Below are 23,361 nucleotides of genomic sequence, written 5' to 3'. Positions count from 1 at the left end.
CCGGTTGATCAACCAATGGGGAACTCCCCCGACGTGACCCTGAGGTGTCCCTGAGTCGCCGGGGTAGGGCTAGCCCCACCTTTTTCAGCTGTGCTTCAGGAATGGGCCGAATGACCCAGCTGCGGGTGCGGTGGCCAGACCGCCTAGGCTGACCGTTCGTGAGCCCGAATCCCCAGCCTGCGGTGGAAGTGTCGGGGCTGGTCAAGAGGTACGGCTCGAAGACCGCCGTTGACGGCCTCGACCTCGTTCAGGAACCCGGCACCGTTCTCGCCCTGCTCGGGCCCAACGGCGCGGGCAAGACGACAACGGTCGAGATCTGCGAGGGCTTCCGCGCGGCCGACGACGGCACCGTGCGCGTGCTCGGCCTCGCGCCGGGCGACGACGCGTTGCGGCCCCGCATCGGCGTGATGCCCCAGGGCGGTGGCGGGTATCCCGGCATCCGCGCGCTGGAGATGCTGAACCTCGTGGCGGCGTGCGCGGCTCAGCCGTTGGATCCCCAGTGGCTGATCGAGGTGCTCGGGCTCTCCGGTGTCGTGCGGACTCCGTACAAGAGGTTGTCCGGCGGGCAGCAGCAACGGTTGTCGCTCGCGTGCGCGTTGATCGGCCGCCCCGAGCTGGTGTTCCTGGACGAGCCGACCGCGGGCATGGACCCGCAGGCACGCCGTCTGGTGTGGGACCTCGTGGGTGCTCTCAAGGACGATGGCGTGTCCGTGCTGCTGACGACGCACCTCATGGACGAGGCCGAAGCACTCGCGGACAACGTCGTGATCATCGACCAGGGTCGTGTGGTCGCGCAGGGCACGCCGGCCGAACTGACCGCGAACCGTCCCGACGACCAGCAGCTGCGGTTCCGCGCGCGGCCGGGGCTCGACACGTCGTTGCTGTCCGCGGCACTGCCCGAGGGGCTGAAGGTGCGCGAGGCGACGCGGGGGCAGTACGTCGTGGAGGGACTGATCGACCCGCAGGTCGTGTCGACCGTCACGTCGTGGTGCGCCCAGCAAGGGGTGCTGGCCGAGGAGCTGACCGTGGCCAAGCGCAGCCTCGAAGACGTCTTTCTGGAGCTGACCGGCAGGGAGCTGCGTTCGTGACCACCTTCGCTCCCGGCACGTTCAAGCCCGCGCCCGGCCGCGGGTCGCTCGCTCGCATGCTGTTCGTGCACGCCCGCACCGAGGCGATGCTGACGTTGCGCAACGGCGAGCAGATCCTGCTGACGGTCATCATTCCGCTGGCGCTTCTCGTCGCGTTGTCGTTGATGTCGGTGATCCCGATGCCGGAGCCGCGGGTGGGTTCGGCGACCGCGCGGATCTTCGCGCTGGCGATCATCTCCAGCGCTTTCACCGGTCAGGCGATCGCTCTTGGGTTCGACCGGCGCTATGGCGTGCTGAAGCGGCTTGCGGCGTCCGCGCTCCCCCGGTGGCTGCTCGTCGCCGGACGGGTCTGCGGCGCGCTGGTCGTCGTCGCGATCCAGATCGTGTTGCTGGCGGTCACGGCGTTGATCCTGGGCTGGAAGTTCCCGCTGGCCGGGCTCCCGTGGGTCGTGTTGCTGATCGTTCTGGGCACGTTGACGTTCGGCGCTTTGGGCGTGCTGCTGGGTGGGGCGTTGCGCGCGGAGATCGTGCTGGCGCTGGCGAACATCATCTGGTTCGTACTGCTGATGGTCGGCGGCGTGGCTTTGTCGGTGCCGGTCGGGTTCGTGCACCTGCTGCCGTCCGCCGCGCTGGCCCAGGCGCTGGAAACCGCTGTGGTGCAGGGCACTGCTCCTGGTGTGGGCCCGGTCGCAGTGCTCGTGGCCTGGGGTGTTGTCGCTGGGGCACTGGCGACCCGGACGACGAAGCTCACCTGACCCGGCCTACCATCGTTCCGTGTCCCGATTGACCGCATTCCTCGTTCCACTGCAACGCGCCCTTGCGATCGCCGCCATCATCGCGCAGGGCGGTATCGCGGTCACCGGGTCGATCGTGCGCGTCACCGGCTCCGGGCTCGGCTGCCCGACGTGGCCGGAGTGCGTCGAGGGCAGCATCGTCCCCGTCGAGCACCCCGAAGTCGCCGCCATCCACCAGTGGGTCGAGTTCGGCAACCGGACGCTGTTCGGCGTCATCGGCATCATCACCGGCCTGTGCCTCATCGCCGCGTGGCTGAACAGGCCGCGCCGCCGCCGCGTAGTCGTGCTGGCCGCCGTTCAGGTCGGTGGCGTGCTCGCGCAGGCCGTGATCGGTGGCGCGACCGTCCGCCTCGGCCTGGTGTGGTGGAGCGTGTCCGTCCACTTCATGGTCTCGATGGTGCTGGTGTGGTTCGCCGTGCTGCTCCTGCGGTCGTTGAGCGAGGGCGACGGGCCGGCGCGTTGGCTCGTTCCGGCTGGGGCACGCGGACTTCAGGTCGTCATGGCGGTCGTGATGTACCTGCTGCTGATCGCGGGCACGTTCGTGACTGCGGCCGGCCCGCACGCCGGTGACTCGAAGACGCCGCGCCTGGCGGTCAAGGTCGCCACGCTCGCGCAGATCCACGCGGATCTGCTGTTCCTGTTCCTGGGTATGCTGATCGCGATGGGCTTCTTCGTCCGCAACCGCGCCTACTGGACGTTGGTCGGTGTGGTCGTGGCCCAGGGCGCGCTGGGCATGGTCCAGTACTGGACCGGGGTGCCCGAGGTGCTCGTGTCGCTGCACGTGCTGGGTGCCGGTGCGGTGGTGATCGCGACGGCGACGTTGTGGACCTCGTCGAGGGAACGCACGCACGAGGTCGAGGTTCCTGCAGAGGATCAAGCACTCAGCAAGGCCTGAGCATCCCCTTGCGAGTTGTGCCCTGCCCAGTTCTCCGGCGTGGCCTCGAAGTTCGCGTCCTTGATCGTCCGATCGGCACCGGCGTCCAGCAGGATGCGGATGATCCCCAGGTGGCCGCGTTCGGCCGCCAGGTGCAGCGCCGTGACGCCCTCGCCGTGCATCGGACCACCGAAACCCGTGCGCTGGTTGGGATTCGCGCCCAGGTCGAGCAACGTGCGGGTCGCGTTCTCCAGGCCGCACCACGCCGCCCACGCCAGCGCCGTGCCGCGGTAGACGTCCGCGTCGATCCGGGCACCGCGCTTCAGCAGGTCACCGAAGACCTCGACCCGGTCGTTGCGGGCGGCCCACGACAGCGCCTCGTCGAGCACTTCCTGCGGGTCGTCCGTCGGCCACCAGCGCGGGAAACCGCTGTGCGGACGGTAGTAACCGCGCCCGGCCTCCGGTGAGGTGGCGAGGTCCAGGTTGCCCAGACCGGCCGCGACGCGCAGGTTCGGCGGGTGGACTCCGTGCTGTGCCAGGACTTCCGCGACCGTCCGATTGCCCCAGAACAATGCGACGGTCAGCGGAGTGCCGCCCTCGCCGCGGCCTTCCAGGTCGGTGCGGGCACCGGCGGCGAGCAGGATCCGCGCCATCTGCGGGAGGTTCGAGTAACCGGCCTGGTGCAGGGCGGTCCAGCCGTGGACGTTCTGGTGGTTCACGTCCGCGCCGTCCTCCAGCAGCACCTGCACGAACCGCTCGTCACAGGTGGCCGACGCCAGGCCGAGCAGGTCGTTCCCGTTGGTACCGCTGGCTTTCACGAGCCACGGATCCCGCATCAGGATCGCCTTGAGCTCGCCAAGGTTGCGCGTCTCGATCGCCTGGAACGCGCGGGCGAACGGCCTGGGCCTGCGGATGTTGGCCTGCAGCGCCTTCCAGTCCTCGCAGCCGTGCGCGCGAGCGAGGACGTTGTGGGCGCTCTCGTCCGTCAGCGGGTCGCCGTCGAAAACCTCGAGGGCGCCGGGTGTCCCGTCCCACGCGGAGGCGAGCAGACCGCGGGCTCGCTCCTCGTAGTACTCGATGTCATCGCGAAACGGGTGCCACATGGCACCACGCTACTTGGGTGCGGCAGGCCTGCGCTCCCACAAAGCGGGCAGTTCCGCTGAGAGCCAACCGTAGAGGTGGTCGACGGCCTTGAGCCGCATCGCGCGCTCCGGATCGCCGCTGAGCAGCCGCATGCCGTCGTCGGTCAACGTCTGGACGCTCGCGATCGCGGCGAACTTGCGCTGGATGAAGTCCGTCCAGGCCTTCTCGTTGATCCGGTACTCGGCCGCCTGGCGGCCACGACGCGTCCTCTTGGTCACCAGGCCGACGTTGACCAGGTACTTCAGGTTCGTGCTGATCGAGCCGCTGCTGGCTTCGAGCTCCTGCGACAGTTCGGCGGCGGTGCGCTCGACCGGCTGGCAGACCAGCAGATAGCCGAGGATGCGGCCGCCGATCAGCGGAATGCCCTCCTCCGCGAAGTGGGCCGCGAACCGCTCGATCCAGGCCGAGAGGCGAGTTTCCCTGCCAACGCTCATGTCTCGCGATTCCTTTCGGTCAACACTGAAACTATCGTAGCGATCTTGTCAACGATTTCCTTGTCATTGGGAGTCAACGAGTTGACACTTGGTGCGCCGCCGCCCGGACTGAAGGGCTGGTGTGCGCGTGCGCGTTCTCAGATCCGTGGTCGCCCTGGTGTTGGTCGCAGGCCTGGTGCCGGCGACCGCGCAGGCGGCCGTCTCGCAGTACGAAGCAGAGTCGGCGGTGATCTCCCGCGGCGTGGTCGAGTCGAACCACGCCGGGTTCACCGGGTCCGGGTTTGTCAACTATGACAACGTCGCTGGTTCCTCCGTCGAGTTCACGGTCAGCGCGGACGGGCCGCTGTCCTTCCGCTACGCCAACGGCACGTCGGCAGACCGCCCGCTGGCCATCTCGGTCGACGGCGGCGCTCCCGTCACGGTGTCGTTCCCCGGCACCGGCGCGTGGACTTCGTGGCGCACGCAGCAGGTTTCGGTCACCGTGGCCGCTGGCGCGAAGGTCAAGGCCACTGCCACCACTGCGAACGGCGGGCCCAACCTCGACTCGCTGACCGTCGGATCGAGCGGGTTCGACTGGTCGGTGGCCGTGGTCGAGTCGACGGTGGCCGCCAAAACGCCCGCACAGCTAGGTGGCTGGGGTTATCAGACCGGGCTCTACCTGTACGGGCAGTACCTCGTCTACCAGCGCACGCACGATCCCCGGTACCTCGCATACATCAAGGCGTGGGTCGACCGGTTCGTCGACTCGTCCGGCAACATCGCGCAGAGCTTCAACAACCTCGACAGCATGCTTTCGGGGCGGTTGCTGGTGATCCTGCACCACGAGACGGGGCAGGCGAAGTACGAGAAGGCCGCGCGCAAGATCCGGACGCGGTTGAACACGTATCCGCGCACGTCCGACGGCGGGTTCTGGCATTCGACGTCCGAGTCGCGGCACAACCAGCTGTGGGCGGACGGGGTGTTCATGCTGAACCCGTTCCTCGTCGAGTTCGGCGCGGAGTTCGGCGATTCCTCCTACGCCAACGAGGAAGCGGCGAAGCAGATCAACGTCTACGCGTCGCATCTCCAGCAGCCCAACGGAATTCTCAAGCACGCCTGGGACGAGTCGAAGTCCCAGCCGTGGGCGAACAAGACCACGGGGCTCGCACCGGAGTACTGGTGCCGCGCCATGGGCTGGTGGGGCATGGCGTCGATCGACGTGCTGGAGAAGCTGCCCTTGAACCACCCGCGACGCGCTCAGATGATCACCGATCTGCGCGAGTACGCGGCGGGAGTGCGGTCGTTCCAGGATTCGAGCGGACGCTGGTTCCAGGTGGTGGACAAGGGATCCCGCTCCGACAACTGGACCGAGACGTCCTGCTCGATGATGTTCACCTACGTCTTCTCGAAGGGCGTCGAGCGGGGTTACCTCGACCCGTCGTTCCGGGACGCGGCAGCCAAGGGCTACGCGGGCGTGCTGGCGAAGACGTCCGTGAACTCCAGTGGCCGCACGGAGATCCGGGACATCTCCATCGGCACGAACGTGGGCGACTACGCCTACTACATCGCACGTGACCGAGCCACCAACGACTTCCACGGCCTCGGTGCGTTCCTGATCATGAACGAACAGCTGCAGAAGGTTGGCTGATCCAATGTTGCGTACAGCGTTGTTAGCAGCAGCACTCGTCGTCGCCCTGACACCCGCCACTCCCGCGCTGGCGTTGGAGAACGGCCTGGCGCGCACTCCCCCGATGGGCTTCAACAACTGGAACTCCACCGGCTGCCGCGCCGACTTCAACGAGGCCATGGTGAAGGGCATCGCGGACATCTTCGTCTCGCGCGGCCTCAAGGACGCGGGCTACCAGTACGTGAACCTGGACGACTGCTGGGCCAAGACGTCCCGCGACTCGTCCGGCAACCTCGTGCCCGACCCGGTGCGCTTCCCCAACGGCATCAAGGCACTCGCGGACTACATCCACTCCAAAGGCCTGAAGATCGGCATCTACACCTCCGCCGGCACCAAGACGTGCAACACGGCGGGCTTCCCCGGCGGTCTCGGCCACGAGCAGCAGGACGCGAACCTGTTCGCGTCGTGGGGAATCGACTACCTGAAGTACGACAACTGCAACAACCAGGGCGTCGACGCGCAGCAGCGGTACAAGGCGATGCGCGACGCGTTGGCGCGCACCGGCCGTCCGATCGTGTACTCGATCTGCGAGTGGGGCCGCACCGATCCGAAGGTGTGGACGTGGGGCGCGCCTGTAGGAAACCTGTGGCGCACCACCGGTGACATCTCCGACAACTGGGGATCGATGATCGGCAAGGCACAGGCGAACCGGGTGCTGGCCCAGTACGCCGGGCCTGGGCACTGGAACGACCCGGACATGCTGGAGGTCGGCAACGGCGGCATGACGGCGACGGAGTACCGCACGCACTTCTCGTTGTGGGCGATCATGGCCGCGCCGCTGCTGATCGGCTCGGACCTGCGCAAGGTCAACGAGGACACGTTCACGATCCTGGAGAACCGGGACGTGATCGCTGTGGACCAGGACCCGTTGGGGCGTCAGGGAACCGTGGTGTCGTCGTCTTCAGGTCGCGTCGTCTACTCGAAGGTGCTGGCCAACGGTGACCGGGCTGTCGCGTTGTCCAACGAGACCACGTCGACTCAGACCATCTCGACGACGGCGTCGGCGATCGGACTCGGCGGCGGGTCGTCGTACACGTTGAAGGACCTGTGGTCGAAGCAGGTGCGTACGGTGGCGAGCACGATCAGCGCTTCGGTTCCGGCGCACGGGACGGTGCTGTACCGGGTGACGCGCAACGGATCGATGACTCGCTACGAGGCAGAGTCCGCGCTGATCTCCGCCGGTGTCGTGGAGTCGAACCACGTCGGGTTCTCCGGGACCGGGTTCGTCAACACGGACAACGCCGTCGGCCCGTACGTGGAGTGGACGATCAACTCGGCTTCCGGTGGCGCGGCGACGTTGTCGTTCGGCTATGCCAACGGGACCACGGTCTCGCGGCCGCTGGACGTGTCGGTGAACGGGACGCTGGCACGCGATGAGCTGGCGTTCGCCGGAACCGGTGCCTGGACCAACTACCTGGCGGTCCAGATCCCGGTGACGTTGCAGGCCGGCGAGAACAAGATCCGGGTGACGGCGACGACCGCGAACGGCGCGCCGAACCTCGACTACCTGGACGTCGGGTAAGCCCTGGGGGGCGGGCGCGGTAACTCGCGCCCGCCCCGCGGCGACATCCGGGCATGGAGCTGTCTCGCGCCGCTCTGATCGTCGGCGGGGTCGTCATGGCCGGCACCTACGTGCCGTTCACGCTCACGCACGGCCCGACGTCGATCAACATCGAGCACGAGATCCTTGGCTGGGACATGCACGACTGGGGCTTCCTGATGGGCACGGTCCCCTACCTGCTCATCAGCGCGGGCCTGTGGCGTCTGCGCGGCCTCATCGCCGGTGCGCGGCCGGGACTCGTCGTCATGTGCGTCGTGATGGTGCTCTTCGCGGCCATGAACGTCCCCTTCCGCGCGATCGGCCCGCCGTTCGACCTCTTCCTGCTCGCGCCGGCCAGCGTCATCGTGGCGGCCACGACTCCCCTGCGCGGCGCGGCGAGAACAGTGCTGATCGCCCTCGCCGCCGCTTACTGCTGCGCGACCGCACTCACGCTGATCCCCCTGGAGACGTCCGACGGTTTCGGGGGCTACCGGATCTTCGGCCTCATCGCCTACGCCGGAGTCGGCGTGCTGTGGGCCTTGTTCGGCGCGGTCAGCGGCGAACGCGATCGGTAGCGCACCCGACGAGCACCATGCCCGTCGTGACGGCGAGCAGGTGGTCACCGCTGAGCGCGCACATGCACACCAGTCCGAACCACACCAAAAGCCTCATGTACCCAAGGTAAGTTGCGTGTGACCTGCAGCACACTTCTTTTAACCAAGGCTTGAGGCAGCTTTAGAAATTCCAGGTCAGCGACACTTCACGGTCGCGAGGAATGCTGACCACGAGTCCGCCGACACTGGCACATGCGTAGACGGCGCCTTGCTGTCGCGGACGCCGACGCCTCGGCCCACCTCGACACAGTTGTCGGCGGTGCTGCTGTAGCTGCTCTTGCGCCACGCGGTCATTGGAGGCCCTCCAAGATGTTGTCGATCACCGCCCTCGATTGTTCACGACCCAGTGCGACAGCGGCGAGACGCTTCACCCTCTCCTCGTAGAGCGCGACGGTCTCTTTGTCGTCGAAGAACAACCCGCAGTTCAGCGTGTCCAGAAAGACGAGTGGCACGTACTTCGGGAACCTCATCACGCGGAAGTCGCCGGACACACCAGCGTGCGCGCCGATCGACCTGGGGACGACGTGGAGGTTGATGTACTGGCGCACCGACATCCGCATCAGCTGGGCCAGCTGCTCACGCCAGACCTCCTCGCCGCCGACCGGCAGCCAGAGGGCCTGCTCGTGCACGTAGAAGGTGAACGTCCGGCCTGGCCGCAGGATCTCCGCTCGCGCGACCCTGGCGGCGACGACCTTCGGCACGTCCTCCGCCTCGTGAGGCCCTTCCTCGGCGACAGAGCGCGCGTAGTCAGGCGTCTGAAGCAGACCTGGCACGAGGATCATCGACCACGCGACGATCTCCGTGGCTTCCTTCTCGTGGCTGATGAGCGTCCGCAACTGGTCCGGCACACCGTCCTCGGGAAAGAGGATGAAGCCTTTGTCCCCCGCTTCCAGGTACCGGTTCTTCAAGCGGCGCCGCTCGTCCAGCGGAACCCGGCAGTAGGCGAGCAGCACGTCGACCTCGTGCTCGCTGAGGCCGGGTTTGCCGTTGACCGCTTCCGAGATCTTCGCCTCGTCCCAGTCCAGCTCGTCGGCGAGCTTGCGTTGCGTCAGGCCGGTCTGGGCGATCGCGGCGCGCAGGGCGTTGCCGAACTCGCGGCCCACGACGTTCGACTCTCTTTTGGGCATGACGAAAAAGCTAGGAGGCGGCAGCCTCCCAGCTCCATCGTTTCAGCTCAAAAAGCCCTGAAAGAGGGCTGCTTGGAAAAACTCCAAGTCAGCAGACAGGCGCGAGCGGGGTCGTTTCGTCAGGCCCCGGGCGACGACGCCACCGGTCCAGCTTCGCGTGCTCGGCCAGCGAGATCAGCGTCTCGCGCACCGACAGGCGCACCCGAGGGTCGCAGTTCACCACGGGCACCTCGGGCGAGATGCCCATCCCGTGGATGATCGCCTTCACGTCCGACCGCACCGAGGCGTGCACGTTGTTCAACGCCAGCACGTACGGGATGTGGTGGTCCTCGAAGTACCGCATCGCGTCCACGGAGTCCGCGGGGCGCATCACGTCGAACAGCACCACGGCACCCACGGCGCCGCGCACCACGTCGTTCCAGCCCGCGCGCGGGTCCTGCCACTGCGGGGCCACGAACAGGTGCAGAGCGAGGCCCGGGTCGAGCCACACGCGGCCGAACTGTATGCGCACGAGTTCCGTGACCAGACCCGCGCGCTCCGGTGGGAGCGCTGTCATGGTCAGCAGGTCGTTCTCCACGATCGACCTGATGAAGGTGCTCTTGCCGACACCGAAGCCACCGGCGACGACGACTTTGGCCGAAGTCAGCTCCCGTCCAGGCGGCCCGGGGGGCCCGAAGTCGGGAAATCTAGAGCCGACGTAGTCCACTAAGCACTCTCTCCATCAACCCGAGGTCCGGCGTGTCACCGCCCGCGGAAGCGGTCTGGTGCACGTCCACCAGACCTCGTTCCGCCATGTCGCCGAGCAACACCTTCACGACTCCGAGGGGGAGGCGCATCAGTGCGGCCACCTCCGCGACGGATCGCGGTGAGTGGCACAGCTCGACAACGCGTTGGTGCTCAGCCTGCAAGATACCCGCAGACTGCCGACTCTGATCATTGGCGGAGACAAGTGTCTCGATCTCGAGGTGGATGTTGGACCGTGTGCGCCCACCCGTCCAGGCATACGCACGCACGATCGAGGCATCCGGCGGCTCCGGGGCGGAGAAGTCCAGAGCCGGTGCTTCTTCTTGCGGTGCAACGGGAGTTGCTGCATCCCGCGCGGGCACCGGATCCGACGTGCGCGATCGCTTGCGGCCCGAGTCCAGGGAAAACCCGTTCATCAGGTCGGCGAACGTCTGCTCGGCGGGTGACTCCACCCGCCTGCGTCGTCGGTGCGCGTCAGCGGCCGAACTCATGATCACCTCACGCTGTGCAGCTGCGCTCGCAGTTCGGGAGTGAGGATCTGGCCTACCTGGTCGACGACCACGGTCATCTCGTAGGCCACCTGGCCGACGTCGCTGTCGGGCGCGGCGAGAACCGCCAAACAAGACCCGTCTCGAATGGACATGAGGAGCATGATCCCGTAGTCCATCTCGATCACGGTGCGCAACACTCCGCCACCTTCGAAGCAACGTGACGCACTCAGCGTGAGCGCCGTGACGCCCGAGGCGATGGCGGCCAGCTGTTCGGCGCGGTCCGGCGGAAGACCTGTCGACTTGGTGAGCAGAAGACCGTCGACCGAGATCACGATCGCGTGGGCGACCCCGGCCACGCGATCGACGAAGTTGGTGATGAGCCAGCCGAACTGGTCCACCTGGCGCGACTGAGGCGTGCTCATGCCTTTTCCCCGTTCCCCTGGCCGTTCGCCTGGCCGTTTCCGTTCCCGTTGCTGCCCAGCGGCATCTGGCGGATGCCTGTCTGGTAGCTGGCGAGGAAGCCTCGTGCTCGCTCCGGATCGCGCTTCGGCTTCGCCGCCGGGCGCGCGCCGTTCTCGGGACGTTCCGCGAGGTCGGGGAGCAGATTCTTACGCGGAGCCCGTTTCGGCAACCCGGCATCGGTCTCACCGGCGTCCGTGGCGGGATCTCCCGACTGTTCCCACACACCGCCCGTGGACTTCTTGCCGAACCAGGTAGCCGCTACCGAGGGTGACGGCCCAGGTCCTGGCGTTGCCGGCGAATGATCACCGTTGACCGCTTCGTCCGATACACCGCTGCCGGCGAACCAGGAAGACGTCGTCTCAATTGGAGTGGGTCGCGTCTCAGTTGGCGACCCGTTGGTCCGCGGCTGCCGCTGGGGCAGTGGCGGTTCGTCGATCGCGGCACCGCGGAACGACGTCCACTCGGCCGACTCGCGCGGGTGCTCGATCGCCGGAGCGGGCGCGGGCGGCGGCGCCAGGTTCGGGGTCTTCACGACGACGTGCGGCTGCTTGGCCGTCAGCGCCGGCTTCGGCTGGGGCAGCGCGGCGTGGCGGGGCGCTGCGGGCGCCTCCGGCTCGGCCTGGGCACGCACGAGCTCCGACGGCACGAGGACGAACGCGCGCAGGCCCTCACGACCCTCGCCCGCTCCACGCAGCCGGACGGTGATGCCGTGCCGTGCCGCGAGACGGCCGACGACGAACAGACCCATCTGGCGCGACACCGGCACGTCGTCTTCCGTACCGGACGACAGCCGCTCGTTCGCCTCGGTGAGCTCGGCGGGGCCCATCCCGATGCCCTGGTCCGCGACCTCGACGAGCACCGAGCCCTGCTGGTCGATCCGCGAGCCGATCATGACCTGCGTGGTGGGCGCGGAGAACGCGGTGGCGTTGTCCAGCAGCTCCGCGACGAGGCGCACGAGGTCGCTGGCCGCGTAGCCGACGATCTCCACCGACGGTGTCGACTTCACCACGACGCGCTGGTAGTGCTCGATCTCCGACGCGGCGGCGCGCAGCACGTCCGCCAGCGGCACGGGCTGGTGGAAGCGGCGGGCGACGTCGGTGCCGGACAGCACCATCAGGTTCTCGTTGTTGCGGCGCATGCGCGTCGCGAGATGGTCGAGCTTGAAGAGGTTGGCGAGCTGCTCGGGGTTCTCCTCGTGGCGCTCCAGCTCCTCCATGAGCTTGAGCTGGCGCTCGACGAGGCCCTGCGAGCGGCGCGACAGGTTGACGAAGATGTTCTTCATGCCCGACCGCAGCGACGACTGCTCGACCGCGGACCGGATGGCCTGCTCGTGCACGGCGTCGAACGCGCGCGCCAGCTGGCCGAACTCCTCGATGGTGTGCACGGGCACCGGTTCGATCTCGGTGTCCGGCTTGCGGTCGGCGCGGATGGCCGCGACGACCTCGGGGAGGTGGTGGTGCGCCACGTCGAGCGCGGACCGGCGCAGCTCGGACAGCGAGCGCAGCAGGTAGCGGCCGATGACGAAGCCGAGCGTGCCGGCGACGAGGAGCATCGCGAGCAGGATCACCGCGGCGGCGCCGGCCTTGTTGGACGTGTCGTCCTGCAGCGCGGCGGCCGAGTTCGCGAGGTCGTCCTGCAGCTGGCGGGTGACCTGGTCCATGAGTCGCGCGGTGGTACCGGACGCCTTGTTCCACTCGTCGACGGCGATGCCGAACGAGGGCGGCGGCTTCGGCTGGCCGGGGCGCGTCGTCACCTGGACGCCGTCGGGCTGGGTGAGCGCGCGCTCAACGAGGACGGTCCGGCTCGCGACGGCGACACCGGTCACGGTCTGCTCGTAGTTGCGGCGCTGCTCGGTCGTGCCGATGGCCTGGAAGTCGTTGATGCGGTCCTGCAGGCGGATGTCGGACTGCTCCAGCGCGCGGGTCTCGGCTCCGAGGAGCTTGCCGCGGCCGATCCCGGCTAACACGATCGCGTGCTGCTGGGAGATCTGCTCCTGCGCGATCACGAGGTGGTGCAGCGCCGCCGCGGTGCCGGAGATGGCCTCGTCGCCGAACTGGCTGACGAGCGCCTGCTCGAAGTCCAGCAACGACTTCACGACGGTGGTGTAGCCGATGGTGCCGCCGTTCGGGTCGCCGCCGTCGCCGCCCTGCGTCACCTTCTCCCGCAGGTTCTTGAGCGTCTCCAGCTGACCGCCGAGCTCGGTGAAGCGGTTGCGGGCGACCTCGCTCAGGCCCGTGGTGCGGTCGACGCGGCGGCGGACGGTCGCGGCAGAGTTGTCAGTCGCGCTGATCTGGTTCTGGTAGGCGCCGACACCGGAGCCGCTCGTCGAGCTCTGCGCGGCGAGCGTGCGTTCCTGCTGGACGCTGGAGATCAATGGCGCGAGATCTGCCCGTAGACGAACCAGGCCCTGCATCTGCACGTAGTTGTTCGACCGGTCGACGTAACCGGAGATCTGCAGTGCGCCCGCACCGATCGCCACGGCGACCGGCACCAGCAGCACGACGCCGAGCTTGACCGGCAGGCGCCAGTTGCGCCAGTCGCTGATCTTTCTCCACTCGACATTCACGAAATGATCCCCAAGGCGCGCTCGAAGTGCCCCACTATCGGCTACCTCCTGGCCTGGTGAATCCCCGCGACTTGAGACACCCGGAGCTCGATTTCGAGATCGGCTCAATCGGGTGTGAGCGGATACTAGGCCAGAGAGCGTGACGCGACAACGACCTGGGGCGTGTACGATCCGTCACCCAGTGTGACAGCCCACCTCATGGGGTGGTCCTGCAGGTTCAGGGGATTGACTCCCCGCCACGCGTGGTTACGCTTGCGCCCTCCACCCCCGGTCCGGTTGCAGCCTGTGTTCAGGCGCTCACCGGGTACTCCCCGTAACGAATGCGAGCGGTTGATGACGAAGGCGCTGCCCTCCGTGTCACGCCCGGCGCAGCCCGGTTTCGCGACCTTTGAAGAGCATCATCACTCATTGCTGATCGATGGTGACGGTGAGCCTGATTTCGGTGCCATCCAAACGAGTGAGGATTTTCTTGCGCTGAAGCGGCGGGTGACGCGATTTATTCTCCCCGCAACGGTGCTGTTCCTCGCTTGGTACGTCACGTTCGTATTGCTTTCCGCTTACGCGGCGGACTTCATGAGCACGCCCCTGTTCGGAACGGTGAACGTCGGGCTGACGATGGGATTCCTCCAGATCGTCACGACCATCATCATCACGATGGCCTACGCCCGTTACTCCAAGAAGAGGCTCGACCCGCAGGTCGAAAAGGTGCGCGCACTCGCGGAAACCGATGAGGAGCTGGCGTGACCGGGGCGAACACTGCGATCAACCTGTCCGTTTTCGGCATCTTCGTCCTGCTGACGCTGTACATCGTGTACCGCGCGTCGACGCGGAACGTGAGTGCCTCCGACTACTACGCGGCGGGCAGCAGCTTCACCGGCACCCAGAACGGCATCGCACTCTCGGGTGACTTCCTCTCCGCGGCCTCGTTCCTCGGTATCTCCGGCGCGATCGCGGTGAACGGCTACGACGGCTTCATGTACTCGATCGGGTGGGTCGTCGCCTGGCTGATCGGCCTGATGCTCATCTCGGAACGGCTGCGCAACACCGGCCGCTTCACGATGGGCGACGTCATGGCGTTCCGCATGCGCCAGCGCCCTGTGCGCGCGGCCGCGGCGAACGCGACGCTGGTCATCTCGCTCTTCTACATGATCGCGCAGATGGCGGGCGCCGGCGGCCTGATGGCGCTGCTGCTGGACGTGCACAGCTCCATCGGCCAGGCCATCATCATCGCCGTCGTCGGCATCGTCATGGTGCTGTACGTGCTGGTCGGCGGCATGAAGGGCACCACGTGGGTGCAGATCATCAAGGCCGTTCTGCTGCTGCTCTCGGTGTCGTTGCTGACGATCTTCCTGATCGGCAAGTTCGGCTTCGACTTCTCCGCGATGCTCGACCGCGCGACGCAGAAGTCCCCGCTGGGCGAGGCCGTCCTCTCCCCCGGCGTGAAGTACGGCGCCTCTGAACTGACGAAGCTCGACTTCTTGTCTTTGGCGTTGGCGTTGGTGCTCGGCACCGCGTCGCTGCCGCACGTGCTGATGCGCTTCTACACCGTGCCGAACGCCCAGGAAGCCAGGAAGTCCGTCGTCTGGGCCACCTGGATGATGGCGATCTTCTACTCGTGCACGCTGGTCATCGGCTTCGGCGCGATGGCACTGGTCGGCACCGACAAGATCACGGGCGCTCCCGGCGGTGAGAACTCCGCGGCCCCGCTGCTCGCGTTCCAGGTCGGCGGCACAGTGCTGCTCGGCATCGTCTGCGCGGTGGCGTTCGCCACGATCCTCGCGGTCGTCGCCGGACTGACGCTGACGGCGTCCGCTTCGTTCGCCCACGACGTCTACGCGAACGTCATCAAGCACGGCGAGGCCGACCCGCGCGACGAGGTCCGGGTCGCTCGTCTCACCGCTGTGTGCGTGGGTGTGCTCGCGATTGTCGGCGGTATCGCGGCGAACGGGCAGAACGTTGCCTTCTTGGTCGCTTTGGCCTTCGCTCTGGCCGCGTCCGCGAACCTGCCGACGTTGCTCTACTCCATGTTCTGGAAGCGGTTCAACACGCGCGGCACGTTGTGGAGCATCTACGGCGGTCTCACGTCGTGCGTGCTGCTCATCGTGTTCTCGCCCGCGATCTCGGGTTCGAAGTCGTCCGTGTTCCCGGACGCCGACTTCTCGTTCTTCCCGTTGTCGAACCCCGGCATCGTGTCGATCCCGCTGTCGTTCCTGGCCGGGTTCCTGGGCACGATCCTGAGCAAGGAACCCGCGGATCCCGCCAAGCAGAGCGAGATGGAGGTCCGCGGGCTCACCGGCATCGGGTCAGGCCTGCGCTAGGAGCTCCTCGACCGCTTTGTTGAAGACCTCGACGCGTTCCAGGTTCGGCATGTGGGCGGCACCGTCGACCACTTTGAGCGTCGAACCCGGAACGCGTTCGTGCATGTATTCGGCGTCCTCGACGGGCGTGTACTCGTCGTCGCTGCCGACCACCACGAGCGTCGGCACGGTGATCATGCCGAGCGTCTCGGTGTGGTCCCTGCGGTTCGCCCGCCCGCGCAACGCCGCCGCGGCTCCCTGTGGCGGTGCGTTGTGCATCATCTTCGCGACGTGTGCGGCGGCCTCGGTGTTGTGCGGCGCCACCATCTTCCAGAGCACCTCGTCGGCGTACCCGGCCATGCCCTCGCGCAGCAGCCGGTCCGCCATCTCGTGCCGCTTGCGCCGTCCGTCCTCGGCCTCCCCCTGCGCGAACGTGTCGGCGAGGATCAGCCCCCTGAGCCGATCGGGGAACTCACGGGCGAACTCCAGGACGATCTGCCCGCCCATCGACAGCCCGCCGAGCACGAACCTCTCGACGCCGAGGTGGGTGAGCAACGCGGCGATGTCCGCGGCGAACACCGGTAGCGGCGTGACACCGGGCACGACGGTGCTCTCGCCGTAGCCGCGCAGATCGGCGGCGATCACCCGCCATCCTCTTGCGCTGAAGTGCTCGACCTGCGGCCGCCACATCGAGCGGTCGAACGGGTGGCCGTGCACGAGGACCAGGACGTCGTCGCCGGTGCCTTCGTCGTCGTATCCGATGGTGATGCCGTTGACCTGCGCGGTGCTCATGGGTTCGACGCTAGCCAGGGCTCGTGCTCGGTACAATGAAAACATTGCTCTCGGTGCAATGGGGGACGATGTGGAGAACCGCCGCCAGCCCGCAGCCCGACGACCACGCCCTGACGACCCACCGCTCAGCACCGCCGAGACCACGCGTCGGCCACGCCGAACCGCCGCGCCGCAACGCACCTTCGCCGAGATCGCGGACGCCGTTGCTTCCGACATCGCGTCCGGCCGCCTCCGCCCCGGCGAGCAACTCCCTCCCCAGCGGCAGTTCGCCCGGCGCCACCGCATCGCGAACTCCACCGCGGCACGGGTCTACACCGAGCTGACCCGGCGCGGCCTCGTCACCGGGGAGGTCGGCCGCGGCACGTTCGTCCGCGCCGGAGCAGCCGAACCCGCGCTCTCCGACCCGGTCGAGACCCTCGTGGACCTGCAGCTGAACTTCCCTGTGCTGCCGGAGCAGTCCGCGCTCCTCGCGACCAGCCTGGCCAGGATGCTGCGCCCGGACGTGCTCGCGGACGCGTTGCGGGCGGGCGGCGTCACCGGCACCTTTCAAGCCCGAACTGCAGCGGCGGATCTGTTGGCGCGCAACGGCTGGCGACCCGAACCGGACCAGATTCTGTTCACCGGTAACGGGAAGCAGTCGCTGGCGGCGACCATCGCCGCGCTGGTTCCGGTCGGCGGGCGGCTCGGGGTCGAGGCGCTCACCTACCCGGTGGTGCGGACGATCGCCGCCCGGCTCGGGATCACGCTGGTACCGCTGGAGATGGACGACCACGGCGTCGTTCCGGACGCCTTGCGCGCGACGGCGGTGCGCGCGGTCTACCTCCAGCCGAACCTGCACAACCCGCTCGGCGTCACGATGCCGGCCACGCGCCGTGCGGAACTCGTTGCCGTGCTGGACGAACTGGACCTCCCGGTGATCGAGGACTGCGTCTACACGTTCCTGTGCGACGACCCACCGCTGGCCGCCCTCGCGCCGGAACGGGTGGTGGTCGCCGACAGCCTGTCCAAGCGGATCGCGCCGGGCCTGACGCTGGGTTTCGTCGTGCCGCCCGCCCCGTTGACCGACCGGATCGCCGCAGCCATCAGGGGTGGTGGCTGGACGGCGCCGCGGTTCGCCGTCGACGTGGCCGCGCACCACATCGCCGACGGCACCGCGGCGGCCGTTCAGCTGGCCAAGCGGGCGGATGCGGCGGCACGGCAGGAGATCGCGGCGCAGCGGCTGGCCGGGTTCGCCGTCCACGCCGATCCACGCTCCTACCACTGCTGGTGGGAGCTGCCGCCGCCGTGGCGCGCCGACACGTTCGTCGCGGCGGCGGCGCGCGAGGGCATCGCGGTGACTCCGGCGGCGGCGTTCGCGGTCGGGGCGGCGCCGAACGCGGTGCGGCTCGCGCTGGCCTCTCCCCCGCCCGAACGCCTGCGTGCGGCGCTCGACGTGCTGGCCCGCATCGCCCGCGACAGCCCGGATCTCTAAGGGGCGGCGACCTTCCAGCTGATCTTCACGCGGCCGTCGTCGACGTTCGCGATCTTGGCGAACCCGGCGCGGTCGAGGTTGAGATCACCGGACTTCGGGCCTTCTGCGACGTCGACGATCAGCACCTTGACCTTGCCCCTGGGGCCGGTGACCTCGACGGTGACGCCGCAGTTCGGGCTCTTGTCGCCCTTGCCGAACTGCGGGCGGTTGAGGCCGGTGACGAACTGCTTGGGCAATTTCGGCAGGTGCTCGCTCTTCGGGCACGCGACGACGTTGAAATCCGGCTTGTAGTCGTCGGTGAACGTGGCGAAGCCCTGGTAGGTGGCGGTGCCGAGGTTGCCCGCGTACGGGGGCGCGGCGAGGCTCGCCATCGCGAGGGCGACGCCGGTGAGCGCTGACAGCACTGGTCCTCCTGGAACTCGGGGGAAGCTTGCGGGAAAACGCTTTCCCGAAGCTAGCCCCGAATCCAGGACGACGGCGTTATCGAGACGCGGTTCGCCGGATCGCCGTACTCATACGAGATGCGGCGTCTTCGCTGGTGAACTTGAAGCCGAGCGTGGGCTCCGTCAGTTCCAGCTCCAGCAGCAGCGGTTCGCCATCGGTACCGGAGACGACGTCCACGCGGGCGTAGAGGAAGTCCTTGCGGTCCAACGAAAGCAGCTCGGCCGCCACGTCGAGCACCTGGTCGGCGAGGTCACGCTGCTCTTGAGCCGGCTCGATGCCGCGCAGCTTCTCCTCGACGTACAGGCCGGACTCCGACTCGGCCAGACCCTGCGCCAGCATCGGTCCTTTGTGGAACGAGTGGGAGTACTCACCCGCGAAGAACACCAGCGCGGTCTCGCCATGAGCGTCCACACTGGACTGATACGGCTGGATCAGCGTCTTCACGCCGAGAGCCTCGAAGTGCGCACGAGCGGCAGCGTGGTCGGTGAACCGCGCTGCTCCACGGGAACCCGCTCCGATCGCCGGCTTCACGACGAACTCGCCGACAGGGAGCTCCGGCTCCTCCCCCGGTTCGACGACCGCGGTGGGCACGACGGCCAGTCCGCGCGCGGCCAGTTCGACCAGGTAGGACTTGTCGGTGTTCCAGCGCACGACCGACACCGGGTTCGCCAGCGCGGGCACGGTGTCGCACCACGCCAGGAAGTCGTCGAGGCGCTCGGTGTAGTCCCAGGTGGCGCGCAACACGACGAGATCGGCCTCGACCGGCGAGCCCCAGGGCTGCCACCGCACGTCGACGCCGTCGCGCTTGAGCACGTCGATCAGCGCGTCCTCGTCGCCGTCGCCCTCGGGCAACGCGGCGCAGGACGCGAGCACGACCTTCATGAGGACATCGTGGCCATCTTGCGGCGGTGCGCGGGACCGATCTTGGTGGCCGCGGTGGTCTCGCGGTCCCATTCGGCCTGTTCGACGCCTTCGACGGCCTCGACTGCCTTGGTCGCGGCCTCGACGTCCTTGGCCATCACGTCGCCCATGGCACCATCGGCGCCGACCAGCACGATCCGCGCGCCGGAGCGGCCGATCGGCTCCACGACGGCCCTGACCGCGGTGCCCGGCTTGCCGTGGGCCTTCACGAACTCGGCGATGCGCTTCTTGGTTTGATCAGACACCCCCACACTGTAAAACCAGCGAGTAGGTTCGGTCGGGTGACCACCGACACGCTCACGTCGTTCCTCTCGTGGTACTTCGACCACCATCCCGCGCACGCAGCACAGGTCGGCTCGCTTCCGCACTACTCGACGTTCGGGGACTTCACGGCTTCGGCTTTCGAGCAGCGCGCCCGGGAATCCGACGAGTGGCTGGCGCGGCTGGAGCCGTTGCCCCGCTCGGTGGACCGTGATCTGGCGCTGTCGGTGCTGCGCGGCTCGTCCGCCATGGAAACGTGGCCATCGTGGCGGCGCGACCCGCACGAGTACTCGGGGATGGTCTTCTTCGGACTGCTCTCGCCGTTCCTGCACAAGCTGCTGCCCGAGGCCGAACTGGTCGCGTCCGCCGTCGCGAAGCTGCGCGAGGTGCCGTCGGTGTTCGCCGCCGCGGAAGCGAACCTCGACGCGTCCCTGGCGTCGCCGCTCGTGGTGCGGCGGGCGATGGAGCAGGTGCGGACGGGTCGTTCGTTCGTGCTGGACTCACTGCCGCTGGAGGTGTCCTCGCTCGACCTGCGCGCACAGTTGGTGGAGGCCGCCGGTCCCGCGGCCGAGGCGTTCGACCGGCACGCGGCGTTCCTGGAGGACTTCGCCGTGCGGGCGAGCGGCGACTGGCGAATGGGCGAGAAGCTCTACTCGACGATGTTGCAGGACAAGGAGTTGCTCGGTTACGGCGCTCCGGAGCTGCACCAGCGCGGCCAGGACGCTTATGCCTCTTTGGAAGCCGAACTGATCGAGCTCGCCGGTTCGTCGGACTGGCGCACGGTCATGAGCTCGCTGCAGGACGACCACCCGCCGACGTTGGAGGCGATGCGTCTCGAATACGAGGCGGAGACGTCTCGGGCGCGCGCCGCGTTGATCGAGCACTCTCTCGTGACGATGCCCGAAGGCGAGGAGTGCCGCGTGGTGCCGTCACCGCCGTTCCACCGCGCGATCATGTCCGTGGCGAGCTACCTGGGCCCGCCCCCGCTGACGTCGCGCCGGGCCGGCTACTTCTTCGTGCCGTTCACGCCCGATGGCGCCACTTCGGAACAGGTCACGCACCGGCTGCGCACCAACGCGCGCCCGCAGCTGCCGACGATCTCCGTGCACGAGGCCTACCCCGGCCACCACTGGCACTCGGCGTGGGTGGCTGCGCAGGGTTCCACGCACCCGCTGCGAAAGGTGTTCCGCACCTCGTACTTCTCCGAGGGCTGGGCGCTGTACTCGGAGAAGCTGCTGCGCTCGGTCGGCTACTACACGACTCGCGCATCGCTGATGGGCCACGTCGAGGCTCGTTTGTTCCGCGCGGCACGGATGGTCGTCGACACCGCGCTGCACTGCGGTGACATGACACCGGCCGAGGCCGAGTCGTTCATGGTGGAGCGCACGGCGCTGACCCCGGGAACCGCGGCGGGTGAGGTGAAGCGGTACTGCGCGTGGCCGACGCAGGCGCCGTCGTACCTGACCGGCGCGCTGGAGATCGACCTGATCCGCGAGGAGTACCTGGCTGCTGGTCTGGGTTCGTTGCGCTCGTTCCACGACCGGATCGCGGGATCAGGCGCTTTGCCGTTGGGGCTCGCGCGGCGCGTGGCGCTCGGCGAGGACTGACCGCAGGATCAGCCTGACGGTTCCCAGGTCGTGGGAGCGGGAACAACGTCGTCGCGACGCGGGTTGACCGGGTTGAGTCGATCAAGGAGGACAGATGCCCAAGGCAGTGGTGGTGCGTTCGGCCGGTGGCCCGGAGGTGCTGGAGTACACCGACGTGCCGTCGCCCGTGCCCGGTGACGGCGAGCTGCTGGTGCGCGTGGGCGCCGCGGGCGTCAACTACATCGACACGTACCAGCGCAGCGGCCAGTACCCGGTGCCGTTGCCCACCGCTCTGGGGCTCGAGGGTGCGGGCGAGGTCATCGCCTCGAACTCCTCTGGTTTTGCCGTGGGTGACCGCGTGGCGTGGATGACCGTGCTGGGCAGCTACGCGTCCGAGGTCGTGGTGCCGGCCGCGTCTGCCGTGCGGGTGCCGGACGGGTTGGACGTGGAGCTCGCGGCGGCGGCTCTGTTGCAGGGGATCACCGCGCACTACCTGACGCATTCGACGCACGTGGTTTCCGAGGGCGACCGGGTGCTGGTGCACGCCGCTGCCGGTGGCGTCGGGTTGCTGCTGACGCAGTGGTCCAAGGCGCGCGGCGCGTACGTGGTGGCGACGGTGTCGACCGACGAGAAGGAGGCGCTGGCCCGCGAGGCCGGTGCGGACGAGGTGCTGCGGTACGGCGACTTCGCGTCGCAGATCGAGAAGGTCGACGTCGTGTACGACGGCGTGGGCCGCGACACGTTCGACCAGTCGCTGGCGTCTTTGAAGCCGCGCGGTCTGCTGGCACTTTTCGGCGCGTCGTCCGGTCCGGTGCCGCCGGTGGACCCGCAGCGCCTGAACGCCGCAGGCTCGGTGTTCCTGACGAGGCCGTCGACCGGTGCCTACCTGCTGGACCGCGCCGAGTACGAGTGGCGGGCCGCGGACCTGTTCGGCGCGATCGTGGACGGGACGCTGAACGTGCGGATCGGCGGGCGCTACAAGCTGGAGGAGGCGGCCCAGGCGCACACGGACCTGCAGTCGCGCCGGACCACCGGCAAGCTGCTGCTCCTGCCCTGAGTGCCCTGACGTATTAGGACGGCCCCCGACCTGTCGTGCTGGTCGGGGGCCGTTGTTTGCTTTGGGTCAGGCGGCGGGAGTGACCTTCACGCCGTCGATCACGAACACGAGGGTCTCGTTCGGCGCGATGCCGTTGCCACCCTCGCCGTAGCCCTTGGCCGGCGGAACGACCAGCAGCCGCCGCCCCTTCTCCTTGAGCCCGACGATCCCTTCGTTCCAGCCGTCGATGACCCGCGCCTTGCCGACGTTCTCGACGTCGAACGGCTCACCGCGCTCGAAGGAGCTGTCGAGCACCTTCTTGTTGGAGAACGTCGTGAGCTGGTAGTTGACCGTGGCCGTCGTGCCCGTCTTCACCTCGGCGCCGGTGCCCTGCACCAGGTCCTTGATGATGAGCTCGCCGGTGGGCTTGCAGGCGGGAATCTCGACCTTGGGAGCCTTGCCGAACTCACCCGTGACCTTGAAGTCGTCGGCCTTGCAGGGGGTGGTCGGGGCAGCGGCGTTGTTCGTGCCGGTCGAACCGGTCGAGGGCTGGGCCGAGCTGCCGCAGCCCGCGAGGCCGGTGGCCGCTGCGAGCGCCAGGGACGCGATGAGCAGGACGTTGCGCATGGTGGGTGAGGGTATTCGGGGGCGTGTGAGCAGGGTGTAGCAGGTTGGTCGCTGGGCGGTTCTGGGGGCGGGTGGCTGGTTCCGGGCGAGGTTGGCTTGCTTGGGCTGGCCGGTTTCGGGCGGGGTTAGCTTGCGTCGGCGGGTGGCCGGTTTCGGGCGGGCTGTGGTGCTGTTTGTGGTTGGCTGCGGTTCCAGCGGGGTTGGTCGCGTTTTGTGGTTTGGTTGCGATTCCAGCGTGGGCGCGCGGGCAGCCTTACGGGCTTTGGTTTCGTCATCGCCGCTTCGCGACGATTGCGATTGGGGCTTGACTTCGGGTCCCTTGCGAGGCGCTGTGTCGGGCGGAAAAGGTCGGATGCTCCGCACCCGCCCGATCCGAAAAGGGT

24 protein-coding genes are annotated in these 23,361 nt (G+C 68.0%); 11 read left to right on the top strand and 13 right to left on the bottom strand.

All coding sequences use genetic code 11. The annotated features are described in order from the left end of the window. The first annotated feature begins 158 nt into the window (after positions 1–158). From AB0M24_RS43725 to AB0M24_RS43715, 3 genes are read left to right on the top strand one after another with little or no spacing between them, the layout of a single operon-like run. Complete coding sequence (locus tag AB0M24_RS43725) at positions 159–1,088, top strand: ABC transporter ATP-binding protein (RefSeq protein ID WP_363780363.1); 930 nt, start codon at positions 159–161, stop codon at positions 1,086–1,088. Then, entirely contained in the window at positions 1,085–1,843 is a 759-nt protein-coding gene (locus AB0M24_RS43720; RefSeq protein WP_363780361.1) for an ABC transporter permease, read from the top strand. The genes AB0M24_RS43725 and AB0M24_RS43720 overlap by 4 nt, the downstream gene beginning before the upstream one ends. Positions 1,844–1,862: 19 nt before the next feature. Further along, positions 1,863–2,777: a COX15/CtaA family protein gene (locus AB0M24_RS43715; protein WP_363780359.1), complete on the top strand. Its 915-nt coding sequence runs from the start codon at positions 1,863–1,865 to the stop codon at positions 2,775–2,777. On the opposite strand, the gene AB0M24_RS43710 is transcribed toward AB0M24_RS43715, so the two are convergent. Continuing rightward, on the bottom strand, positions 2,756–3,859 hold the full coding sequence (locus AB0M24_RS43710; RefSeq protein ID WP_363780357.1) for an ankyrin repeat domain-containing protein: 1,104 nt from the start codon (positions 3,857–3,859) through the stop codon (positions 2,756–2,758). The genes AB0M24_RS43715 and AB0M24_RS43710 overlap by 22 nt on opposite strands. Positions 3,860–3,868: 9 nt before the next feature. Continuing rightward, complete coding sequence (locus AB0M24_RS43705; RefSeq protein ID WP_363780355.1) at positions 3,869–4,333, bottom strand: transcriptional regulator; 465 nt, start codon at positions 4,331–4,333, stop codon at positions 3,869–3,871. Positions 4,334–4,460: 127 nt separating this feature from the next. On the opposite strand from AB0M24_RS43705, the gene AB0M24_RS43700 reads away from it, so the two are divergent. From AB0M24_RS43700 to AB0M24_RS43690, 3 genes are read left to right on the top strand one after another with little or no spacing between them, the layout of a single operon-like run. After that, positions 4,461–5,960: a glycoside hydrolase family 88 protein gene (locus AB0M24_RS43700; RefSeq protein WP_363780353.1), complete on the top strand. Its 1,500-nt coding sequence runs from the start codon at positions 4,461–4,463 to the stop codon at positions 5,958–5,960. Positions 5,961–5,964: 4 nt separating this feature from the next. Beyond that, positions 5,965–7,521, top strand: a complete 1,557-nt coding sequence (locus tag AB0M24_RS43695; RefSeq protein WP_363780351.1) for a CBM35 domain-containing protein — start codon at positions 5,965–5,967, stop codon at positions 7,519–7,521. 53 nt (positions 7,522–7,574) lie between these two features. After that, on the top strand, positions 7,575–8,114 hold the full coding sequence (locus tag AB0M24_RS43690; protein WP_363780349.1) for a hypothetical protein: 540 nt from the start codon (positions 7,575–7,577) through the stop codon (positions 8,112–8,114). Positions 8,115–8,288: 174 nt separating this feature from the next. On the opposite strand, the gene AB0M24_RS43685 is transcribed toward AB0M24_RS43690, so the two are convergent. From AB0M24_RS43685 to AB0M24_RS43660, 6 genes are all read right to left on the bottom strand, one after another. Beyond that, positions 8,289–8,447 (bottom strand): DUF397 domain-containing protein, encoded by a 159-nt coding sequence (locus tag AB0M24_RS43685; protein WP_363780347.1) that lies wholly within the window; start codon positions 8,445–8,447, stop codon positions 8,289–8,291. Further along, positions 8,444–9,280 (bottom strand): helix-turn-helix transcriptional regulator, encoded by an 837-nt coding sequence (locus tag AB0M24_RS43680; protein WP_363780345.1) that lies wholly within the window; start codon positions 9,278–9,280, stop codon positions 8,444–8,446. The genes AB0M24_RS43685 and AB0M24_RS43680 overlap by 4 nt, the downstream gene beginning before the upstream one ends. 88 nt (positions 9,281–9,368) lie before the next feature. Further along, a complete protein-coding gene (locus tag AB0M24_RS43675) occupies positions 9,369–9,986 on the bottom strand; it encodes an ATP-binding protein (RefSeq protein ID WP_363780343.1) in 618 nt (205 codons plus the stop codon). Continuing rightward, a complete protein-coding gene (locus tag AB0M24_RS43670) occupies positions 9,967–10,515 on the bottom strand; it encodes a DUF742 domain-containing protein (RefSeq protein ID WP_363780341.1) in 549 nt (182 codons plus the stop codon). Before AB0M24_RS43670 ends, AB0M24_RS43675 begins: the two co-directional genes overlap by 20 nt. A gap of 2 nt (positions 10,516–10,517) precedes the next feature. Next, entirely contained in the window at positions 10,518–10,937 is a 420-nt protein-coding gene (locus AB0M24_RS43665; RefSeq protein WP_045313784.1) for a roadblock/LC7 domain-containing protein, read from the bottom strand. Then, entirely contained in the window at positions 10,934–13,543 is a 2,610-nt protein-coding gene (locus AB0M24_RS43660; RefSeq protein ID WP_363780339.1) for a nitrate- and nitrite sensing domain-containing protein, read from the bottom strand. The genes AB0M24_RS43665 and AB0M24_RS43660 overlap by 4 nt, the downstream gene beginning before the upstream one ends. A 333-nt stretch (positions 13,544–13,876) precedes the next feature. On the opposite strand from AB0M24_RS43660, the gene AB0M24_RS43655 reads away from it, so the two are divergent. Next, positions 13,877–14,287 carry a DUF485 domain-containing protein gene (locus tag AB0M24_RS43655; protein WP_363780337.1) on the top strand — a complete coding sequence of 137 codons (411 nt, stop codon included), beginning with the start codon at positions 13,877–13,879 and terminating at the stop codon, positions 14,285–14,287. After that, positions 14,284–15,861 carry a cation acetate symporter gene (locus AB0M24_RS43650; protein ID WP_363780335.1) on the top strand — a complete coding sequence of 526 codons (1,578 nt, stop codon included), beginning with the start codon at positions 14,284–14,286 and terminating at the stop codon, positions 15,859–15,861. Before AB0M24_RS43655 ends, AB0M24_RS43650 begins: the two co-directional genes overlap by 4 nt. On the opposite strand, the gene AB0M24_RS43645 is transcribed toward AB0M24_RS43650, so the two are convergent. Continuing rightward, complete coding sequence (locus tag AB0M24_RS43645; protein WP_363780333.1) at positions 15,847–16,632, bottom strand: alpha/beta hydrolase; 786 nt, start codon at positions 16,630–16,632, stop codon at positions 15,847–15,849. The genes AB0M24_RS43650 and AB0M24_RS43645 overlap by 15 nt on opposite strands. A 58-nt stretch (positions 16,633–16,690) precedes the next feature. Here AB0M24_RS43645 and AB0M24_RS43640 point away from each other — a divergent pair, with 58 nt between their 5' ends. Continuing rightward, complete coding sequence (locus tag AB0M24_RS43640) at positions 16,691–18,103, top strand: PLP-dependent aminotransferase family protein (protein ID WP_363780331.1); 1,413 nt, start codon at positions 16,691–16,693, stop codon at positions 18,101–18,103. Here the strand turns inward: AB0M24_RS43640 and AB0M24_RS43635 are convergent. From AB0M24_RS43635 to AB0M24_RS43625, 3 genes are all read right to left on the bottom strand, one after another. Further along, the gene (locus tag AB0M24_RS43635; RefSeq protein ID WP_363780329.1) at positions 18,100–18,507 is read right to left on the bottom strand and encodes a hypothetical protein; all 408 of its coding nucleotides are present in this window, start codon (positions 18,505–18,507) and stop codon (positions 18,100–18,102) included. The genes AB0M24_RS43640 and AB0M24_RS43635 overlap by 4 nt on opposite strands. Positions 18,508–18,583: 76 nt before the next feature. Then, positions 18,584–19,429: a hypothetical protein gene (locus AB0M24_RS43630; protein ID WP_363780327.1), complete on the bottom strand. Its 846-nt coding sequence runs from the start codon at positions 19,427–19,429 to the stop codon at positions 18,584–18,586. Next, positions 19,426–19,713, bottom strand: coding sequence for a hypothetical protein (locus tag AB0M24_RS43625; RefSeq protein WP_363780325.1), 288 nt, complete (start codon positions 19,711–19,713; stop codon positions 19,426–19,428). The genes AB0M24_RS43630 and AB0M24_RS43625 overlap by 4 nt, the downstream gene beginning before the upstream one ends. 36 nt (positions 19,714–19,749) lie before the next feature. Between AB0M24_RS43625 and AB0M24_RS43620 the strand changes: the two genes are divergently transcribed. Together AB0M24_RS43620 and AB0M24_RS43615 are read left to right on the top strand one after the other, a co-directional pair. After that, positions 19,750–21,336, top strand: a complete 1,587-nt coding sequence (locus AB0M24_RS43620) for a DUF885 domain-containing protein (protein WP_363780324.1) — start codon at positions 19,750–19,752, stop codon at positions 21,334–21,336. Positions 21,337–21,430: 94 nt separating this feature from the next. Then, positions 21,431–22,372, top strand: coding sequence for a quinone oxidoreductase (locus tag AB0M24_RS43615; RefSeq protein WP_363780322.1), 942 nt, complete (start codon positions 21,431–21,433; stop codon positions 22,370–22,372). Positions 22,373–22,438: 66 nt separating this feature from the next. On the opposite strand, the gene AB0M24_RS43610 is transcribed toward AB0M24_RS43615, so the two are convergent. Further along, the gene (locus AB0M24_RS43610; RefSeq protein ID WP_363780320.1) at positions 22,439–22,978 is read right to left on the bottom strand and encodes an FKBP-type peptidyl-prolyl cis-trans isomerase; all 540 of its coding nucleotides are present in this window, start codon (positions 22,976–22,978) and stop codon (positions 22,439–22,441) included. Between the last annotated feature and the right edge of the window lie 383 nt (positions 22,979–23,361).

The organism is Lentzea sp. NPDC051838, from assembly GCF_040681245.1.
Lineage (GTDB): Bacteria > Actinomycetota > Actinomycetes > Mycobacteriales > Pseudonocardiaceae > Lentzea.
The sequence above is the reverse complement of the archived record's forward strand: the minus strand, read 5'-3'. Positions and strand labels throughout refer to the sequence as shown.